The sequence below is a fragment of the Bradyrhizobium acaciae genome (assembly GCF_020889785.1).
Lineage (GTDB): Bacteria > Pseudomonadota > Alphaproteobacteria > Rhizobiales > Xanthobacteraceae > Bradyrhizobium > Bradyrhizobium acaciae.
In genome coordinates, this window is the sequence record NZ_JACMYK010000066.1 from 21,302 (window position 1) to 39,140 (window position 17,839).

Annotated in this window: 17 protein-coding genes; 4 read left to right on the plus strand and 13 right to left on the minus strand. The window is 63.8% G+C overall.

Annotated features, from left to right (window positions below; genetic code table 11):
* The gene (locus H8A92_RS23355) at positions 1-843 is read left to right on the plus strand and encodes a carbohydrate ABC transporter permease (RefSeq protein WP_420831354.1); all 843 of its coding nucleotides are present in this window, start codon (positions 1-3) and stop codon (positions 841-843) included.
* 22 nt (positions 844-865) lie between these two features.
* On the opposite strand, the gene hmuQ is transcribed toward H8A92_RS23355, so the two are convergent.
* Positions 866-1,201 carry a heme-degrading protein HmuQ gene (gene hmuQ / locus H8A92_RS23360; protein WP_229197943.1) on the minus strand — a complete coding sequence of 112 codons (336 nt, stop codon included), beginning with the start codon at positions 1,199-1,201 and terminating at the stop codon, positions 866-868.
* 268 nt (positions 1,202-1,469) lie between these two features.
* Here hmuQ and H8A92_RS23365 point away from each other — a divergent pair, with 268 nt between their 5' ends.
* Entirely contained in the window at positions 1,470-2,822 is a 1,353-nt protein-coding gene (locus H8A92_RS23365; RefSeq protein ID WP_229197944.1) for an esterase-like activity of phytase family protein, read from the plus strand.
* Positions 2,823-3,063: 241 nt separating this feature from the next.
* On the plus strand, positions 3,064-3,507 hold the full coding sequence (locus H8A92_RS23370) for a hypothetical protein (RefSeq protein ID WP_229197945.1): 444 nt from the start codon (positions 3,064-3,066) through the stop codon (positions 3,505-3,507).
* A gap of 39 nt (positions 3,508-3,546) precedes the next feature.
* Here H8A92_RS23370 and H8A92_RS23375 read toward each other — a convergent pair whose 3' ends face one another.
* Both H8A92_RS23375 and H8A92_RS23380 read right to left on the minus strand, forming a co-directional pair.
* Complete coding sequence (locus tag H8A92_RS23375) at positions 3,547-5,214, minus strand: mucoidy inhibitor MuiA family protein (RefSeq protein ID WP_229197946.1); 1,668 nt, start codon at positions 5,212-5,214, stop codon at positions 3,547-3,549.
* 176 nt (positions 5,215-5,390) lie between these two features.
* Positions 5,391-6,824, minus strand: coding sequence for an MFS transporter (locus H8A92_RS23380; protein ID WP_229197947.1), 1,434 nt, complete (start codon positions 6,822-6,824; stop codon positions 5,391-5,393).
* A gap of 84 nt (positions 6,825-6,908) precedes the next feature.
* Between H8A92_RS23380 and H8A92_RS23385 the strand changes: the two genes are divergently transcribed.
* Positions 6,909-7,367: a MarR family winged helix-turn-helix transcriptional regulator gene (locus H8A92_RS23385; protein ID WP_229197948.1), complete on the plus strand. Its 459-nt coding sequence runs from the start codon at positions 6,909-6,911 to the stop codon at positions 7,365-7,367.
* A gap of 71 nt (positions 7,368-7,438) precedes the next feature.
* On the opposite strand, the gene H8A92_RS23390 is transcribed toward H8A92_RS23385, so the two are convergent.
* From H8A92_RS23390 to H8A92_RS23435, 10 genes are all read right to left on the minus strand, one after another.
* Positions 7,439-8,611, minus strand: coding sequence for a thiolase family protein (locus H8A92_RS23390; RefSeq protein ID WP_229197949.1), 1,173 nt, complete (start codon positions 8,609-8,611; stop codon positions 7,439-7,441).
* Positions 8,612-8,887: 276 nt separating this feature from the next.
* A complete protein-coding gene (serA, locus tag H8A92_RS23395) occupies positions 8,888-10,477 on the minus strand; it encodes a phosphoglycerate dehydrogenase (protein ID WP_229197950.1) in 1,590 nt (529 codons plus the stop codon).
* A gap of 231 nt (positions 10,478-10,708) precedes the next feature.
* On the minus strand, positions 10,709-11,881 hold the full coding sequence (locus tag H8A92_RS23400; protein WP_229197951.1) for a phosphoserine transaminase: 1,173 nt from the start codon (positions 11,879-11,881) through the stop codon (positions 10,709-10,711).
* Positions 11,882-11,959: 78 nt separating this feature from the next.
* Positions 11,960-12,172, minus strand: a complete 213-nt coding sequence (locus H8A92_RS23405) for a hypothetical protein (protein WP_229187793.1) — start codon at positions 12,170-12,172, stop codon at positions 11,960-11,962.
* Positions 12,173-12,340: 168 nt separating this feature from the next.
* Positions 12,341-12,811, minus strand: a complete 471-nt coding sequence (locus H8A92_RS23410) for a GNAT family N-acetyltransferase (protein WP_229197952.1) — start codon at positions 12,809-12,811, stop codon at positions 12,341-12,343.
* A gap of 18 nt (positions 12,812-12,829) precedes the next feature.
* Positions 12,830-13,420 carry a glutathione S-transferase family protein gene (locus H8A92_RS23415; protein ID WP_229197953.1) on the minus strand — a complete coding sequence of 197 codons (591 nt, stop codon included), beginning with the start codon at positions 13,418-13,420 and terminating at the stop codon, positions 12,830-12,832.
* Positions 13,421-13,489: 69 nt separating this feature from the next.
* Positions 13,490-14,320, minus strand: a complete 831-nt coding sequence (locus H8A92_RS23420) for an outer membrane protein (RefSeq protein WP_229197956.1) — start codon at positions 14,318-14,320, stop codon at positions 13,490-13,492.
* Positions 14,321-14,531: 211 nt separating this feature from the next.
* Entirely contained in the window at positions 14,532-15,383 is an 852-nt protein-coding gene (locus H8A92_RS23425; RefSeq protein ID WP_229197954.1) for an outer membrane protein, read from the minus strand.
* A 556-nt stretch (positions 15,384-15,939) separates the two neighbouring features.
* Positions 15,940-17,286: a phosphoglucosamine mutase gene (gene glmM, locus H8A92_RS23430; RefSeq protein ID WP_163161785.1), complete on the minus strand. Its 1,347-nt coding sequence runs from the start codon at positions 17,284-17,286 to the stop codon at positions 15,940-15,942.
* A gap of 217 nt (positions 17,287-17,503) precedes the next feature.
* Entirely contained in the window at positions 17,504-17,677 is a 174-nt protein-coding gene (locus tag H8A92_RS23435; protein ID WP_229197955.1) for a hypothetical protein, read from the minus strand.
* Positions 17,678-17,839 lie beyond the last annotated feature (162 nt).

Consider the following 17,839-nt stretch of genomic DNA (forward strand, 5'->3'; position numbering starts at 1 on the left):
ATGGCGTGGGATTCCCGTACCCGGCGCGTGGTGATGATCTATCTGCCGCTCGCCTGCTTCATCCTGATCCTGCTGTTCCCGTTCTACTGGATGGCGATCACCTCGTTCAAGCCGAACGCGGAGCTGTTGAACTACAAGGAGCACAACCCGTTCTGGATCACCTCGCCGACGCTCGCGCATATCAAGCACCTGCTGTTCGAGACGTCGTATCCGCGCTGGCTGAAGACGACCATGCTGGTTGCGATCGGCTCGACCTTCCTGTCGCTGTTCGCCTCGACGCTCGCGGCTTATGCGATCGAGCGGCTGCGCTTCCGCGGCAGCCCCTATGTCGGGCTCGGCATCTACCTCGCCTATCTGGTGCCGCCGTCGATCCTGTTCATTCCGCTCGCCACCGTGATCGTGCAGTTCGGCCTGTTCGATTCACCCTTAGCGCTGATCCTGGTCTACCCGACCTTCCTGGTGCCGTTCTGCACCTGGCTGTTGATCGGCTATTTCAAGTCGATCCCCTATGAGCTCGAGGAATGCGCGCTGGTCGACGGTGCGACGCGGCTGCAGATCCTGTGGCGGATCACGCTGCCGCTCGCGGTGCCCGGCCTGATCTCGGCCGGCATCTTCTCTTTCACGTTGTCGTGGAACGAGTTCATCTATGCGCTCGCCTTCATCCAGAGTGGCGCCAACAAGACGGTGCCGGTCGCGATCCTGACCGAGCTCGTCACCGGCGACGTCTACCAGTGGGGCGCGCTGATGGCGGGCTCGCTGCTCGGCTCGCTGCCGGTCGCCCTGTTCTACTCGCTGTTCGTCGACTACTACGTGTCGTCGTTGACCGGCGCCGTGAAGGAGTAGCGGGGGCATTTGAGCAATTGCGTCACGCCGCGGCGCCCTTGGAGCGCTCGGTCATCAGCACCTCGAAGCCTTCGAACCTGGGATGGCCGAGATAGAGGCTGCCGCCGGTCTCGTTGCCGGCGCGGGAATGGGCACGGCGGAACGCTTCCGATTTGGTCCAGTCCTCGAACGTCGTCCTGCTGGACCACACGGTGTGAGTGGCATACAGCGTGTGGTCCTCAGCGGCTGGCCCCTTGACCAGGTGAAACTCGATGAAGCCCGGAACACCGCCAAGATAGGAATCGCGCGTGCTCCAGACCGTCTCGAATGCCTCCTCCCTGCCCCTGATCACTTGAAACCGGTTCATTGCGATGAACATGAAAGGGATCTCCTGTTAAGCGGTGGACATCGGCGAGCGATCCGCCGGTTGATCCCGTTGATATCATGGATGGCTCAAGGCCGCGCTGGGAAACCGGCTTCAGCGAGACCGGCACAAGGTCGCGCATGACGGAGGAAGGCGACGTAACGCCGCAAGCCTTATCCCGTCGCAATATGCGTCATTCACAAAACTGTCAGCCGGCTGTAACAGGCGCCTCGGAGAACACCGCATCGTTTATCTCGTCGTATCTTTCCTTGGGAGATCAACCATGCGCCTGTCACTGCTCTGCTCTGTCGCCTCGCTCCTGCTCGCCACATCGGCGTTGGCGCAGAGCGAAGGTGAATTTCCGGCGACGTTGGCAGGACACGCCGTGATGCCGGCCGAAAGCTTCATCGATGCGCCCGCCGATGCGCCGAACGATCTGAAAACCTCCGGCAAATACACCACCGGCAAGCGCGTCGATGCCATCGGCACCGTGATGGGCAAGTCCTATGAACGGCCGACCGGCGTGTCGCTGCCGTTCAAGGGCCAGCCGCTGCAGGGCCATTCCGGCATCAAGGCGATGCCCGACGGCTCGTTCTGGGTGATCACCGACAACGGCATGGGCTCGCGCTACAACTCCGCGGACTCGATGCTGTACCTGAACCGCTACAAGATGGACTGGGCGAACGGCAAGATCGAGCGCCAGGAGACCGTGTTCCTGCACGACCCCGACAAGAAGGTGCCATTCCGCATCGTGCATGAGGACACCGCCAAGCGCTACCTCACCGGCGCGGACTTCGACACCGAGGGATTCCAGGTCATCAACGACATTTTCTGGATCGGCGACGAATTCGGGCCCTACATCCTCAAGGCCGACAAGACCGGCAAGATCCTCGCCGTGTTCGAGACGGTCGCGGACGGCAAGCCGGTGCGCTCGCCGGATCACTGGGCAGTGCAGTCGCCCGGCGCGCCCGGCGCCTCCTATACCAACGTCAATCTGCGCCGCTCCAAGGGCTATGAGGGCTTCGCTTCCTCCAAGGACGGCAAATTCCTCTACGGCCTGCTCGAAGGGCCGCTGTGGGATGCCGACAAGAAGGACTGGGAGAAGGTCGACGGCAAGGAAGCCTCGCGCATCCTCGAATTCGACGTCGCGGCGGAAAAATTCACCGGGCGCTACTGGCAGTATGTGTTCGAGCAGAACGGTAATGCGATCGGCGACTTCAACATGATCGACCCGACCCAGGGCCTCGTGATCGAGCGCGACAATGGCGAAGGCACCGCGGACAAGGTCTGCCCGCAAGGCCAGCGCGGCGAAAACTGCTTCCCTGACCTCGCCAGGTTCAAGCGCGTCTACAAGATCGAGTTGTCCGACGCCAATGTCGGCAAGCCCGTGCGCAAGATCGCCTATATCGACCTGATGAAGATCCGCGATCCGAACAAGAAGGCGCGCAAGCCGCTCAATGACGGCGTCTACACCTTCCCGTTCTTCACCATCGAGAATGTCGACCGCGTCGACGAGAACCACATCATCGTCGGCAACGACAACAACCTGCCGTTCTCCTCGAGCCGCGACCCGAACAAGGCCGATGACGACGAGTTCGTGCTGCTCGAGGTGGGTGACTTCCTGAGGGCGAAGTGAGGCGCGCGCCCCAATGACAGTGTCGTCGCCCGGCTCGACCGGGCGACCCCAGTATTCCAGAGGCGTCTGAGTTCGGTCGATAAGCCGCGGCGTACTATATGCCCCGCTCAAGGCGAGGCATGACAGCATCAAATGGCATTGGACGACGTCCGGTGCCAACGGTTGTCCTGCGATTGCCCCTCTACCGGCGCGCTAGATGATGATAGCGTTGAGCGATGCTTGAGTCGCTGTGGGGCAAATCATGCAAGACAAGTCCAGCCTGACCACCATTGAGGCACTGATCGCCGCCGGCTTCGTTGCGTATCTGGGCTGGGACCAGAGTTGGGGGCTTCCGCCGGGACTCGTCGCGTTGATGCTCGGCGGCATCGTCTACCTTGCCTATCTGTGCCTGATGCGCTGGCTGGTGAGATCTCATCAGAACAGCTATCAACTCGTGGCGACGATCCTGGCCGCCGCGTGGGGCGTGCTGGCTTATTTGATCACGGGTGCGCTGCAGGCAGGGTTCGCCAATCAGATACCGGCCTCGCTGCTGCTGCATCTGTGGCCCTGGATCGCGGCACTGGCAGCTTTCCTTGGCGCCCTCGCGAGCAAGGTGCGCTTCATGGACGATGCGCGCGAATATGTCCTCGACCGTCGTGCGCGCTGGGACAACCAGCAATGGCTGGAGGAGAACGCGGGCTTCTAGCCCGCGTTCTCGCGCCAAGCCTCACTCCTTCTTCGACCGTTAGCCCGCCGGCACCATCACGACGCCCTTGTCCTTCGGCCAGCGCATCCGCCAGGCGAAATTGATGTCACGGACTTCGCCGGCCTTGGCCTCGAACGCCCACTCCAGTACACCGCGCTTGTCGCGCAGGTTGGTGGTGGTCGCAGGAGTCGACGACGGCAGCATCTCGACCACGATATCGTCGTTCTCGCTGACCGGGAGCTGATCCTGGATCGCGACCTTGATCGGGAAGTCGTGGCCGTTGCGCACCGTAGTCTTGAACGCGCGCTCGTCGGTCTTCGACGTCGTCACGATCAGGCCGGCGGAGCCTTCGTTGCGCTTCACCACCGTGCGGTCGATCTTGACCTTGTCGTCGGCGCCGAAGCCGAGCCGCACGGTCTCGTCCTTGGCGGCGGTGGCCATCCGGCTGCGGCCGACAAAGATGCCGTCGCGATAGATCGAAACCTGCCCCGGCAGCAGCGGTGCGTCGTCAGCCTGCACGAAGCTCGCTTCCAGGAACGCGGTCGGATCGATCACCGGGACGGCGCGCACCGCGAGATCGGGGGTGATCGTCGCCGTCGAGATGCGTAGGCTCTTGGCGCCCTCATTGGCCGCGACGCTGACGCGACCCGGAATCTTGAAGGTGGCCTGGAAGGCGCTGACTTCGGCAGCGGCTTCCTGCTCCTCGGCCTTCTTGAGCAAGTGCTGCTCCATTGAAGGCGCAGCCGGTGCGGGCATAAGCGCCGAGGGCTGTTGCACGCTGTCAAACGCTCGGCCGGCCGCCAGCGGTCGCGGCGGCTGCGGATATCGCACGATCAGCGAATTGAGATCGGGCGCGTTGCCGCCACGGGCGACGCGCATGGTGGAGACGACGAGCGCCACGTTCGACCAATCCTCGCCGGTCGACTGGGTGATCTCGGCGCGGCGCACCAGCTCGATCGCGGGCTTGCGGTCCTTGGCGCCGGTATCGAGACGGGCGTCGTAGATCGGCATCCAGCGTGCGCTGCGCACCGCATAGGTGACGCGCAGCGTGGCCTTCGTCGCCGCCGCTGACGCCAGCTCGATGCGCACCTCGAGCTTGCTCGGCGGCTTGGCGGCGCGATCGGCTTCGAGGTGCGCGATCTCGCGATCGATGTCGCGCTGCTTGCGCGTGGCGTCGCGGATCGCGTTGTCGGCGGTCGCAACTTCGTCCCCCACTGCCGAGAACGCGGCTCGCCATTCGCTCACCGGGCGCGCCTCGCCCTTCTCGCCGATGCCGACCGGCGAGGCCTCGGCAAAATGCTCGGCGAATTTACGCCGCGCCTCGGCGGCAGTGATGATCCCTTGCAGATCTTCGCGCTGGTCCCGCAGCGCCTCGATCCGCTTGTCGATCTCAGGCAGGTTCGCCGGCGTCACCGGGTGCGGCGGCCGCGCGTCGATGGCGCCGATCGTCAGCCGGCCGCCCCCCTCGCCTTCGACCCGCAGCGAGGACGGATCGAGCCCCATCGGGAAATCCTTCGCGACCAGCGTGTTGTCGCCGGCGGGCAAATCGAGCGTGATGACGCGGGTGACGCTCGCGCCGTCAGGATAGACGGTGACGGCATCGACCTGCGAGGCCGCGTCGAGATTGGCCGCGTGCAGCGGCCCCGCAACCAGCGCACCCACCATCACGAGGCTGGTGGTCACAAGACAATTGGCAATCCTTCGCATGACATCCCTCCGGAAAAGCGCTGCGTCGCGCGCGAGAACGGCGTGCCGAACTCATTGGCGCGTCGTTTCTCGTGGTGAGACGCAGCGAGGAAAGGACTGGTTCGATTGAGGTTTCGCTGCGGCGCGACGATGTCGCCGCCGCGGCGGCCGGATGGCGCGGCGATGTCTTTCGAACGTTAGCGACCTGTCTGGCGCCGGATGAACAGGTAATTCGGCACAAATCCGGCAATGGTGATCGCGATCATGATCCACCAGCCGCGCTGGAACGCTGTGATCCGCTCGGTCATCGTGGCGGGCGTAGCCAGGATCGCGACGAAGATCGCGACGCCGATCGCAAGCGCCGCCTGCCGGATCATGTTGATGACGCCGGAGCCGGTGGCGAACGACGATGGCGGCAGCGAGCCGGCGCCGACGCCCATCAGGGTCGGAAAGGTCAGCCCGACGCCGATACCCGTGAGCATCATACCGGCCACAAAGGCAGGCATGTTGGGGTCAGCCCCAAGCAGCGTTGCCCAGACCATAAGGCCACCCGCGAACGACACGATGCCGGCGGACACGACGGCGGCCGCGCCAAACCGCGCGATCAGGCGGCCGGCGAACAACAGCGAGGTGAACGGGACAAGCAGCGGACCGGGTGCGATCGCAAGGCCCGTCTTCAGCGCCGACCACCCCCACACGGTTTGCTCCCACAGCGCCACCGACAGCAGCATCGCGCCGAAAGCCGCCGAGTAAGGCGCCATGACCAGCGTCGCCCCAGTAAAGGCCCTGACCTTGAACAGCGCAGGGTCGACGAAGGGATTCTTCGATCGGAAGCAGTGCCATGCGAAGGCGGCAAGCGAGAGGCCTGCGACGGCAAACCCGAGTACGACGCCGCGCGAACCCCATCCCCAGTCATTCGCCTTCACGATGGCGAAGGTCAGCGCGCCGATGCCTGAGGTCACCAGCAGCGCCGCCCACCAGCTCGGCCGCGGCACGTCGTGGCCGGGCACCTCGGGCAGCTTGAGCCAGCCGACGATCAGCGCGATCACGCCGATCGGGACATTGACGATGAAGATCCAGCGCCAGTCGAATGTGACCAGCACGCCGCCGGCGAGCGGCCCCAATGCTGCGGCAAGGCCGCCGATCGCCGTCCAGGTGCGCACCGCACCGGCGCGCTGCTCGGGCGGGAACGACGCCAGCAGCAGGCCGATCGAGGTCGGCGTCATCAATGCGGCACCAGCGGCCTGCGCGACGCGGGACAGGACCAGCAGCTCGACACTGGGTGCCAGCGCACACGACGTCGATGCTGCCGTGAACAGCGCTACGCCAAGCAGGAAGCTGAGATTGCGGCTGTGGCGTTCGGCGAGCCGGCCGAAAAACACCAGCAGTGCCGCATAGACGATCGCATAGCCATTGAGAATCCAGGAAAGGTCCTCCAGCGAGGCGCCGCGGAATTCCTGCGCGATGTTCGGCAGCCCGACATTGACGATGAACAGGTCCAGATTTGCGAGGCAGATCCCGACAGAAACGATCGCCAAGACCTGCCGCGGGGTTGCCGTTGCCGCGCGGGGCCGCGGCCGCGCTTCAGGCCCGACCGCCAGCCCGACGGTCTCCACCTCGACCTCAGACATCACACCCTCCAGGTATGTGCATATACATCTATTGCCATTAGGTGCATATACATGTATCTGTCAAGCCCAGTTTGGAGGCAGCCAATGGCGAAGACGGAAGCCACCCGGTGCAATCTCACGGCGCTGCGCAAGGCAACACGGCGGGTGTCGCAGCTCTACGATCAGGCCCTCGCGACGTCGGGGCTGCGTGGCACGCAGCGCGCCATCCTGGTCCATGTCAGACGAACGGGAGCCCCGACGATGGGGGAGCTTGCCGCAGCGCTGGTGCTCGACCGCACGGCGCTCAACCACAACCTGAAGCCGCTCGCACGCGACGGCCTGTTGACCATCACCGTCGACAAGAATGACCGCCGCAGCCGGCTGGTGCGGCTGACCAAACGCGGCGAGGCCAGGCTTGCGGAGTCGCAGGCCGCCTGGCTTGAGGCGCAGGACCGCTTCGAGACGGCGTTCGGCACCAGGCAGGCCGCCGATCTCAGGCAGACGCTCGAACTGGTCGCCGCGCTCGAATTCGGCGAACCGGCGGCGGATGTGCCGGTGTCATGACCGGCTTCAAATGAAAGCGGCCCGGCGATGCCGCCGGGCCGCTCGTCTCACACAATCAGTATCGATCGCGCTCAGCTGTAGATCTCGAACAGGCCCGCGCCACCCTGGCCACCGCCGATGCACATGGTCACGACGCCCCATTTGGCCTTGCGGCGACGGCCTTCCTGCAGCAGGTGGCCGGTGAGCCGGGCGCCGGTCATGCCGAACGGGTGGCCGATCGCGATCGAGCCGCCGTTGACGTTGTACTTCTCGGGATCGATGCCGAGCTGGTCGCGCGAATAGAGGCACTGGCTGGCGAACGCCTCGTTGAGCTCCCAGAGATCGATGTCGTCGACCTTGAGGCCATGGCGCTTCAGGAGCTTCGGCACCGCGAACACCGGGCCGATGCCCATCTCGTCGGGCTCGCAGCCGGCCGAGGCCCAGGCGACGAAGCGGCCGAGCGGATTGAGGCCGCGCTTCTCGGCATCCTTGGCTTCCATCAGCACCACGGCGGCGGCGCCGTCGGAGAGCTGGCTGGCATTGCCGGCGGTGACGAACTTGCCCGGACCCTTGACCGGCTCGAGCTTGGCGAGACCTTCCAGCGTGGTCTCCGGACGGTTGCACTCGTCACGGTCGACCACGTAGTCAACGATCGACTCGGCCTTGGTCGCCTTGTCGACCACCTTCATCTTGGTCTTCATCGGGACGATTTCGTCCTTGAACTTGTTGGCCTGTTGCGCGGCCGCCATGCGGCGCTGCGACTCCAGCGAATACTCGTCCTGGTATTCGCGGCTGAGCTTGTAGCGCTCGGCGACGATGTCGGCGGTGTCGATCATCGCCATGAAGATGTCGGGCGCGGTCTTGAGCAGGTCCGGATCGATCGATTCCTTCGGCGTGCCACCGCCGGGAATCGAGATGCTCTCGACGCCGCCGGCGACGATGCAATCGGAGCCGTCCGAACGAATGGAGTTGGCTGCCATCGCGATGGTCTGCAGGCCAGACGAGCAGAAGCGGTTAACGGAAACACCGGCGGTCGACTTCGGCAGGCCGGCGAGCAGCGCCGCCTGGCGGCCGATGTTCGGCGCGCCATGCGCGCAATTGCCGAGATAGCAATCCTCGACATATTCCTTGTCGACGCCGGCGCGCTCGACCGCGTGCTTGATGGCGTGTGCGGCCAGCGACATCGGCGGGGTGATGTTGAATCCGCCACGGCCGGACTTCGCCAGGCCGGTGCGCGCGTAGGAAACGATTACGGCTTCACGCATTGTTTTCTCCCTCTGAGATGATGGACATTGTGGCGCGTCGTGGCCCGTTCGTACACATTTTTCGGCAGGCGCAACAGCAATACCCGAGGCTCCGGAACGACAAATGCCGCCTCCGGGACCGGAGACGGCATCATGTTCCGCAGATCGGAATTTGGACGTGCTTGAGCGGTATCTTTGTTCGTCGTGCCCGGATGCTCCCAGGCCTGACGAAGACCGTTCGAACAGCGTTTAAAACGTCAGCGGCCCAGAACGTCAGCGCCTCAGAACGTCAGTGCCTCAGAACGTCAGTGCCTTGGCCTGCTTCACCTGCGGCAGCGACTGCACCTTGTTGAGCAGCTCCGCCGGCACCGCACCGTCGACCTCGACCAGCGCAATGGCGTCGCCGCCCTGCTTGACGCGGCCGAGATGGAAGGTCGCGATATTGATCTTCGCATCACCCAACAGGCTTGCGAACGCGCCGATGAAGCCCGGCTTGTCCTCGTTGGTGACGTAGATCATCGACTTGCCGAACTCGGCGTCGACCCGGATGCCCTTGATGTCGACGAGGCGCGGCTTGCCGTCGGCGTAAACCGTGCCGGACACCGAACGCTCCTGGCGCTCGGTGGCGACGGTGACCGTGATCAGGCTTTCATAATCGCTCTGCGCGGCGCGGACGACCTCGTCCACCACCATGCCGCGCTCCTTGGCGACCACAGGCGCCGAGACCACATTGACCTCGCCCAGCATCGGCCGCAGCAGGCCGGACAGCACCGCCGAGGTGATCGCCTTGATCTTCATCTCGGCGACGTGGCCCTCATAGGTGATCGTGGTCTTGAGGATGCCGCTCTCGGTGAGCTGGCCGGCGAACGAGCCGAGCTTCTCGGCGAGCTCGATGAACGGCTTCAGCTTCGGCGCCTCTTCCGCCGTGATCGAGGGGAAGTTGACCGCGTTCGAGATCGCGCCCGACAGCAGATAGTCCGACATCTGCTCGGCGACCTGCAGCGCGACGTTCTCCTGCGCTTCGGTGGTGGAGGCGCCGAGATGCGGGGTGCAGATGACGTTGGGATGGCCGAACAGCACGTTGGTCGTCGCCGGCTCCTCGACGAACACGTCGAAAGCGGCGCCCGCGACATGCTTGCAGTTCAGCGCATCGACCAGCGCCTGCTCGTCGACCAGGCCGCCGCGGGCGCAGTTGATGATGCGCACGCCCTTCTTCATCTTGGCGATCGCGGCCGCGTCGATGACGTTGCGGGTCTTCTCGGTCAGCGGCGTGTGCAGCGTGATGAAATCGGCGCGCTTCAGCAGATCGTCGAGCTCGACCTTCTCGACGCCGATGTCCTTGGCGCGCTCCGGCGACAGGAACGGATCGAACGCGATCACCTTCATGCGCAGGCCGAGTGCGCGGTCGGCGACGATCGAGCCGATGTTGCCGCAGCCGATCACCCCCAGCGTCTTGGCGGTGATCTCGACACCCATGAAGCGGTTCTTCTCCCACTTGCCGGCCTGGGTCGAGGCGTCGGCCTGCGGGATCTCGCGCGCCAGCGCCAGCATCAGCGTGATGGCGTGCTCGGCGGTCGTGATCGAATTGCCGAACGGCGTGTTCATCACGATGATGCCCTTGGCGGTCGCGGCCGGAATCTCGACATTGTCGACGCCGATGCCGGCGCGGCCGATCACCTTGAGCCTGGTCGCCTTCTCGAGGATCTTGGCGGTCGCCTTGGTGGCCGAGCGGATCGCAAGGCCATCATAATTGCCGATGATCTCGGCAAGCTTGTCCTTATCCTTGCCGAGGTTGGGCTGGAAGTCGACCTCGACGCCGCGATCCTTGAAGATCTGCACGGCGGCGGGAGACAGCGCGTCGGAAATCAGAACTTTGGGTTTTGTCATGTGACTGTTCCTCTGCCCCGCAGGGCGGGTCTCTCGGACCAATGTGGTGAAGTCTCTGATCACTTCTCCCTCGCCCCGCTCTTGCGGGGAGAGGGCTGGGGTGAGGGGCAGCCACGGGCAAGGAATAAGCCGAGAAGGCCCCTCAACCGGATTGCTGCGGAAGATGCTCCGCATCGCCGGGAGAAATCCGACCTCTCCCCGTAAGAACGGGGACAGGTGACAAGAGAAAGCTTACGCTGCCTTGGGCAGCGCGGCCTTGGTCTCGGCGAAGGCCCAGTCGATCCACTGCGTCAGCAGCTCGACGTCCTTTGCCTCGACGGTGGCGCCGCACCAGATCCGCAGGCCTGCCGGCGCATCGCGGTAATACGCGAAGTCGAAGCCGGCGTTCTCCTTCTCGACGAGCGCAACCAGCTTCTTGCAGAAGTCGGCCTGTGCATCAACGGGAAGCGACGTGATCGCGGGATCGGTGAACTTCAGGCACACCGAGGTGTTGGAGCGGATCGCGGCATCCTTGGCGAGGAAGTCGACCCACGGCGTCCGCGCCTTCCAGTCGGCGATCGCCTTGGTGTTGGCGTCGGCGCGCGCGATCAGGGCCTTCAGGCCGCCGATCGACTTCGCCCAGTTCAGCGCATCGAGATAGTCCTCGACGCACAGCATCGACGGCGTGTTGATGGTCTCGCCCTCGAAGATGCCCTGGTTGAGCTTGCCGCCCTTGGTGAGACGGAAGATCTTCGGCAGCGGCCAGGCCGGCTTGTAGGTCTCGAGCCGTTCCACCGCACGCGGCGACAGGATCAGCATGCCGTGCGCGGCTTCACCGCCGAGCGCCTTCTGCCAAGAGAAGGTGACAACGTCGAGCTTGGCGAAATCGAGCGGCTGCGCGAAGGCGGCCGAGGTCGCGTCGCAAATCGTGAGGCCTTCACGGGTTGCGCTGATCCAGTCGGCGTTCGGCACACGCACACCCGAGGTGGTGCCGTTCCAGGTGAAGACGACGTCCGAGTTCGGATCGACCTTGGAGAGATCGGGGATTTCACCGTAAGCCGCGTTCAGCTTGGTGACGTCCTTCAGCTTCAATTCCTTGACGATGTCGCTGACCCAGCCCTCGCCGAAGGATTCCCAGGCAAGCGTGGTGACGGGCCGCGCACCGAGCAGCGACCACAGCGCCATCTCGACCGCGCCGGTGTCCGACGCCGGCACGATGCCGATCTTGTAGTCGGCAGGCACCTCAAGCACCTCGCGCGTCAGTTCGATCGCGAGCTTGAGCTTGGCCTTGCCGACCTTCGCGCGATGCGAGCGGCCGAGGGCTGCGTCCTTGAGATTGTTGGGGTTCCAGCCGGGGCGCTTGGCGCAGGGGCCGGAGGAGAAATGCGGCACATCGGGCCGCGAAGCGGGCTTCGCTGCAGTCATAATCTACCCTTCCAGATAGCTGCCTCTCGGTGGGGAGAGGTTTCCCGCCGTCGGAGGTAGTGGAAAGGCACCCAAACGTCAAGGAAGTTCGGGCTTTTCCCGCGCAACCGGGGGATCACGGCTGATTGATGGGGAATCCTCGACCTGCTGCACCGTCTCCTGATCGAGCAAATCTGCCGCGAGGTTCATGATCTTAACCGCCCTGCGCCGGCTCGATATTCTCAAAATGCTCTTATCGCCGGCCAGCACGATGTACTCGTTGCCGACCCGCACGATCGAATAGTCCGACATTCCAATCCCCAGTTGCCCGCCGCCCCGTGGGAGACGCCCGACATACCGGACTCGTTCCGCCCCGTAAAATCACGGAGACCGGCTTAGTTTATTGGCTGTTAACCGGATCGCGGAGCAGCAGCTACCGCAGGCGCTGCCTTGTGTGCAGCACAACTTCGCACGCACATTTCAAAAGCGGAGCGTCATGCCGACATGGCTGCGCGCGAATCCAAGCCGCTCATAGAAGCGTTGCGCGTCGATCCGCGTGTGATGCGTCAGCAGCTCGACGAGCATGCAGCCTCTCGCCTGCGCCTCCGCGACCGCCCACTGCACCAGCCGCTCGCCGATGCCGCGGCTGCGGCAGTGCTTTGCGACGCGGACGTCCTCGAGCAGCCCGCGCGAACCGCCTTGCGAACTGATGCCCGGCAGAACCGCGAGTTGCAGGCAACCGACGACGGTGCCCTCCGGGTCGACGGCGACGACGAGCTGCAGATTGGGATCGCGCTCGACCCGCCCGAAGGCGTCGTAATAACTTTGCGGCAGCGGATCCTCGATCCGCTCCCGCGCACTGCCGAGCGGATCGTCCGCCAGCATGCCGACGATGGCCGCGACATCTTCGCGGCGAGCGTGACGGATCACGATGGACGAGGTTTCGGTCATGGCTGCGTTCCAGAGAGGTCAGCGGATTGGCGGCAGCGCGAGCACGTGCTCGGCATCGGCAATCCAGCGGCGGATCATCGGATAGCGTTCGAGCGCAAGGCCGCCGTCCTCGGCCATGCGCGTATAGGCAAGCAGCGAGACGTCGGCGAGCGAGAACGCATCCCCGACGAGGAACTGCGTCGCCGCAAGATGCCGCTCCAGATGATCGAGCGCGACATATCCGCGCTTGATGAGATTCGGATCGATCTCCGAGATCGGCTTGCCGAGATAGACGGCTTGAAAGCGGCAGACGGCAACATAAGGCTCGTGGCTGTTCTGCTCCCAGAACATCCAGGCGTCCATCTGCGCCGCACGATAGGCATCGCCGGGGATCAGATCGCTGCCGCGCGCGAGATAACGGATGATGGCGTTGGATTGCGCCAGCGTGCGGCCGTCATCGAGCTCCACCGTCGGCACCTGGCCCCAGCCGTTCAGCCTGAGGAAATCCGCCGTGCGGCTGCCGCCTTTCATGGTGTCGATCTCGACCCATGTGTACGGCAGCGCCAGCTTGTCGCACACCCATTTCACCTTCAGGCAATTGCCTGAATTGGCGTCGCCGTAGATTTTCATGCGAGGTCGCTCCGCTTGCGAAGCAACATCCGATCAGCCGCACATTGCGGAGTCAAGCGACGCAGCGAATCAGAACTTGTAGCCGATCGCAGCGCGTACGCTGTTTTGCGTGACCGACGTGTTCTTGACCGGCATGAACTTGACGTATTCCCACTCGCCGCGCAGGAAAACACAGTTCCACAACATATATTCCAGGCCGAGACCCGCGGTCCAGCCGGCCACGAAGGCATCGGTTTTCGAATCCGTCGCGGTCTGGGCAAACTGCGGAAGCACGAAGCTGGTCGAGGTTCCGTCACTGAAGTTGATCGTTCTGGTCACAGAACTCGTGACCGTGCGCGAGACGTCCATTCGTCCGACCGCAAGGCCGCCGAACATGTAGGGCAGAAAGTCACCGGTTGCCCAACCTGCGCGCCCGCGGAATGTCATCTCATCCTTGACCTTCAGCGTAGCGTTTCCGTTCAACGACACGCCGTCGGCAGCAGTCGCGCCGACTGGAAGGACCAGGGTCGGCTGAGCGACCTGAATCGGACCCAGGCTTCCGAAGGTCGACGTCGTCAGGCCGGACCAATAAGTATAGTTTGCTTCGACACCCACCACGACGTCGTCGAACTGCCAGTTGCGTCCGACAAACGCTCCGAAGCCCGCGCTTTGCGCATTGACGCGACCCAGCAGATTGAACTGGGCCGTCGGAGCCTGCAGCGTGGTGTTGCGGAATATGGAATTGGTCAGGGACGCAACGCTGCCGCCGAAGTCGGTGTTGATCCATGATTGGCCGACCTGACCGCCGGCATACCAGCCGTCCCAGTTTCTGGTTGGTGCGCTGGAAGCAGGGAGACTGCCGCGCAGGAAATCGGGCATGTCGGCCGCGTGCGCGCCGGTCACCGCCCCGAACATCATCACCGCCAGCAAGATCCTACGCATCGCAACGCTCCATCCCACTCTTCGAATGCGCGTTGATCATCGCCTGTTAACCTTAACCAATCGTTGTCGCCGGCCGCTTTCGACCACGCAAGTTGCAGAAGCTCGCAGCATGACGCGGCAAAAGAAAACGGCGCGGGAAGATCCCGCGCCGTTTCAAACGTTAACCGTGAAGGGTCGAAATTAACCCTTGTTAGCCCTTGCGGATCAGCGGGGGCGGCGGCGGCGGGGGCAGCACGTCGCAGCAGGGCAGATTGAAGCGCACGCCGAGCTTCACATCCTGCGAGGTCATGTCGCGGAACTGGAAGCTCGAGGGACCGGCCGGCGTGCCGTCGAAGAAGTGGCCCTGTCCGTGACCGGCAGTACCCATGTCGAGGTAGCGATAGGCCAGTTCGACCGTGAAGTTGTTGGTGACCTTGTAGGCGACACCGGCATGCAGCGCCCAGGCGAAGTTGGTCTTGGTCGCACCGTCGGCGATGAAGGAACTGGTCAGGCCGGACCCGCCCGGGAACGTGGCGACATCGGAGAAGGCCGAGGTCTTGATCACAGCGGCACCGACACCGGCACCGATGAACGGGGTCAAGCAACCCCAGGTGCCGAGATCGGCGTAGATATTCGCGAGGCCGACCCAGCTCTGGACGCCGCCATGATAGGTGTCGCCGAGCGAACTGGGCCCGGGGAAGGTGAAGAAGTCGGTGCCGTTGAAGCTGACCTTCGAGCGATACTCACCGGTGATGTCGGCGCGGAACCAGCTGTTGAACTGATAGCCGACGCCGAGGCCGAACAGCATGCCGCTGTCGAAGCCGGTGCCATACTGGTTGAACGCAGTGCCGGCCGGCAGCGTGTCGTACGCGTTGACGTGCAGCCTCGCCTTGGTGTTGGTCATGCCGATATCGCCGCGCAGATACCAGCCGCCGAAATCCTGGACCGGCGGAGGAGCATACGCCATCGGGGGCGGCGGCATGATCGGCATGTCGGCAGCGAACGCCGCCGAGGACAACAGAGATGCCGCTCCGGCGGCGATCAGGATCTTTACGCTACGCATTGGCTTCGTCCTTTTGGGCCAAGTGAGGCGACACGAAAGGCCCCACGTCTGAAACTCACGGGCGGACGATGGCAGCAAATGTTTAAGCGGCACTTAACCCTAATTTTTAAGGTTGATTTTCTCTCACCTTCTGCTGCGACTGTTGCTTATGGGTCCATAGATGCGCGCGTTCGACCGCGAAAGATGGCGATCTCGCCACAGATGCTAATGAAGCGTTGACGCAAGCGCGCCGTTTGCAGCGCACGCGAACCGCGTATGTTAGCGAATGATTAATGAAGGCATCGCGTCAGCGACCCTCGCCGCAAGCGTTCAGCGCACGGCCTTCGGCATCTTCGGCAGGAACACCGCGAGCAGGCCGATCGCCGGCAGGAATGCGCAGAGCTGATAGACGTCCCGTCATCCTGGGAAGCGCGCAACGCGTCTCGAAGGATGAACGGCCCAGCTGGCGTCCGCGCATCCTTCGAGAAGCGGTCAAGTGGCCGCTCCTCCAGCGACAAAGGCGAAGCCTTTGCGCGGGGATGACGGTTCGACAGGTGCGAGATTGGATTCGGCAGCCCTACGCCGCCGCAGCGTGGCCGAGCGCGCTGACGATGTTGTCGACGACCTCTTCCACCAGGATGCGATCGTCACCCTCGCCCATGACGCGGATCACCGGCTCGGTGCCGGAGGGACGGATCAAGAGACGGCCATGGCCGTTGAGGCGCTTCTCGCCGTCGGTGATCGCGGACTTGACCTCGGCGGCGTCGAGCGGCTTGCCGCTGCGATAGCGCACGTTCTTCAGGATTTGCGGCAAGGGTTCGAAACGCCGGCAGATTTCCGACACCGGGCGGCGCAGCTTCTGCACCACCGCCAGCACCTGCAACGCAGCGACGAAGCCGTCGCCGGTCGTCGAATAGTCCGACATGATGATGTGGCCCGACGGCTCGCCGCCGAGATTGTAGCCGCCGCTCAGCATCTGCTCGAGCACGTAGCGGTCGCCGACCGGCGTGCGGACCATCGAAAGCCCGTGGCCCTGCAGGAAGCGCTCCAGCCCGAGATTGGACATCACGGTCGTGACGATGCCGGGCTTGGCGAGACGCCCCTCTTCCTTCCAGCTCTGCGCGATCACTGCGAGCAGCTGGTCGCCATCGACGATGTGGCCGCGCTCGTCGACCAGGATGACGCGATCGGCATCGCCATCGAGCGCGATGCCGATGTCGGCGCGCATCTCGCGCACCTTGCGCGACAGCGCTTCCGGCGACGTGGAGCCGCATTCCTTGTTGATGTTGAAGCCGTCGGGGTCGACGCCGATCGGCACCACGTCGGCGCCGAGCTCCCACAGCGCTTCGGGCACAACCTTGTAGGCGGCGCCGTTGGCGCAATCGATCACGACGCGCAGGCCGTCGAGCGAGAGATCGCGCGGCAGCGTGCGCTTGGCGAATTCGATGTAGCGGTCATGGACGCCGTCGATGCGGCGGGCGCGGCCGAGGCTCGCGCTTTGCGCCAGGCGGCGGTCGAGCGATTCGTCGAGCAACTGCTCGATCTGCTTCTCGACATCGTCGGACAGCTTGAAGCCCTGCGGGCCGAACAACTTGATGCCGTTGTCCTCGAAAAGATTATGCGACGCCGAGATCATGACGCCGAGATCGGCGCGCATCGACTTGGTCAGCATCGCGATGGCCGGCGTCGGCATCGGGCCGACCAGCAGCACGTCCATGCCGACCGAGGTGAAGCCTGCGACCATGGCGTATTCGATCATGTAGCCGGACAGCCGCGTGTCCTTGCCGATCACGACGCGATGGCGATGGTCGCCACGCTGAAACACCAAACCTGCGGCCTGCCCCACCTTGAGCGCGAGCTCCGGCGTGATCAGCCCATTGGCGCGGCCCCGAATTCCATCGGTCCCGAAATATTTGCGGCTCATGTAACCCCCAACACGGACCTCTCGAACCACCCGGCGAGAGAGTCCTGAACGCCTACCAGTGTAGCGTGCATCGGCCTTATAGACTGCCAGGCGCTAAAATGACTTCAAAAAATATGATGAATCATTACCGCGGCAGAACTCTATTTTTCGGCATTAAGGCGCTGAAAAATATAACATTATCGCGCTTGAGGCAATCCCCGGGGACAGGCGCTGTCCCCTACCCTTTGCCGTTGCGCTTGACGTGCTGGTCGCCCTTGGTGGGGGCCGGCTGGGTGACATTGACGGGGTCGGAACCGGGAAACGTCTCCTCCAGCCCCTCTTCCAGGGCCTCGTCGAGCCGGCGCTTTTCGGCGCTGTCGTCTGATTTCGGCTTGGAGCCTGATTGCGTCATCGTGCTCTCCCATCCGTCTTCGATTTGGCGGGCCATCCAACCATGCTAGATGACGCCAAGACCGAACAGCTGCAAGACTCGTTGCCAAGACTTGTTGCCAAGACTTGTTGCCAAGACTTGTTGCCAAGACTTGTTGCCAAGACTTGTTGCCAAGACTTGTTG

Excerpts from the sequence above, each read along its gene's own strand:
- H8A92_RS23355 (WP_420831354.1), top strand. The coding sequence starts at position 1 with ATGGCGTGGGATTCCCGTACCCGGCGCGTGGTGATGATCTATCTGCCG.
- hmuQ (WP_229197943.1), bottom strand. The coding sequence starts at position 1,201 with ATGTTCATCGCAATGAACCGGTTTCAAGTGATCAGGGGCAGGGAGGAG.
- H8A92_RS23365 (WP_229197944.1), top strand. The coding sequence starts at position 1,470 with ATGCGCCTGTCACTGCTCTGCTCTGTCGCCTCGCTCCTGCTCGCCACA.
- H8A92_RS23370 (WP_229197945.1), top strand. The coding sequence starts at position 3,064 with ATGCAAGACAAGTCCAGCCTGACCACCATTGAGGCACTGATCGCCGCC.
- H8A92_RS23375 (WP_229197946.1), bottom strand. The coding sequence starts at position 5,214 with ATGCGAAGGATTGCCAATTGTCTTGTGACCACCAGCCTCGTGATGGTG.
- H8A92_RS23380 (WP_229197947.1), bottom strand. The coding sequence starts at position 6,824 with ATGTCTGAGGTCGAGGTGGAGACCGTCGGGCTGGCGGTCGGGCCTGAA.
- H8A92_RS23385 (WP_229197948.1), top strand. The coding sequence starts at position 6,909 with ATGGCGAAGACGGAAGCCACCCGGTGCAATCTCACGGCGCTGCGCAAG.
- H8A92_RS23390 (WP_229197949.1), bottom strand. The coding sequence starts at position 8,611 with ATGCGTGAAGCCGTAATCGTTTCCTACGCGCGCACCGGCCTGGCGAAG.
- serA (WP_229197950.1), bottom strand. The coding sequence starts at position 10,477 with ATGACAAAACCCAAAGTTCTGATTTCCGACGCGCTGTCTCCCGCCGCC.
- H8A92_RS23400 (WP_229197951.1), bottom strand. The coding sequence starts at position 11,881 with ATGACTGCAGCGAAGCCCGCTTCGCGGCCCGATGTGCCGCATTTCTCC.
- H8A92_RS23405 (WP_229187793.1), bottom strand. The coding sequence starts at position 12,172 with ATGTCGGACTATTCGATCGTGCGGGTCGGCAACGAGTACATCGTGCTG.
- H8A92_RS23410 (WP_229197952.1), bottom strand. The coding sequence starts at position 12,811 with ATGACCGAAACCTCGTCCATCGTGATCCGTCACGCTCGCCGCGAAGAT.
- H8A92_RS23415 (WP_229197953.1), bottom strand. The coding sequence starts at position 13,420 with ATGAAAATCTACGGCGACGCCAATTCAGGCAATTGCCTGAAGGTGAAA.
- H8A92_RS23425 (WP_229197954.1), bottom strand. The coding sequence starts at position 15,383 with ATGCGTAGCGTAAAGATCCTGATCGCCGCCGGAGCGGCATCTCTGTTG.
- glmM (WP_163161785.1), bottom strand. The coding sequence starts at position 17,286 with ATGAGCCGCAAATATTTCGGGACCGATGGAATTCGGGGCCGCGCCAAT.
- H8A92_RS23435 (WP_229197955.1), bottom strand. The coding sequence starts at position 17,677 with ATGACGCAATCAGGCTCCAAGCCGAAATCAGACGACAGCGCCGAAAAG.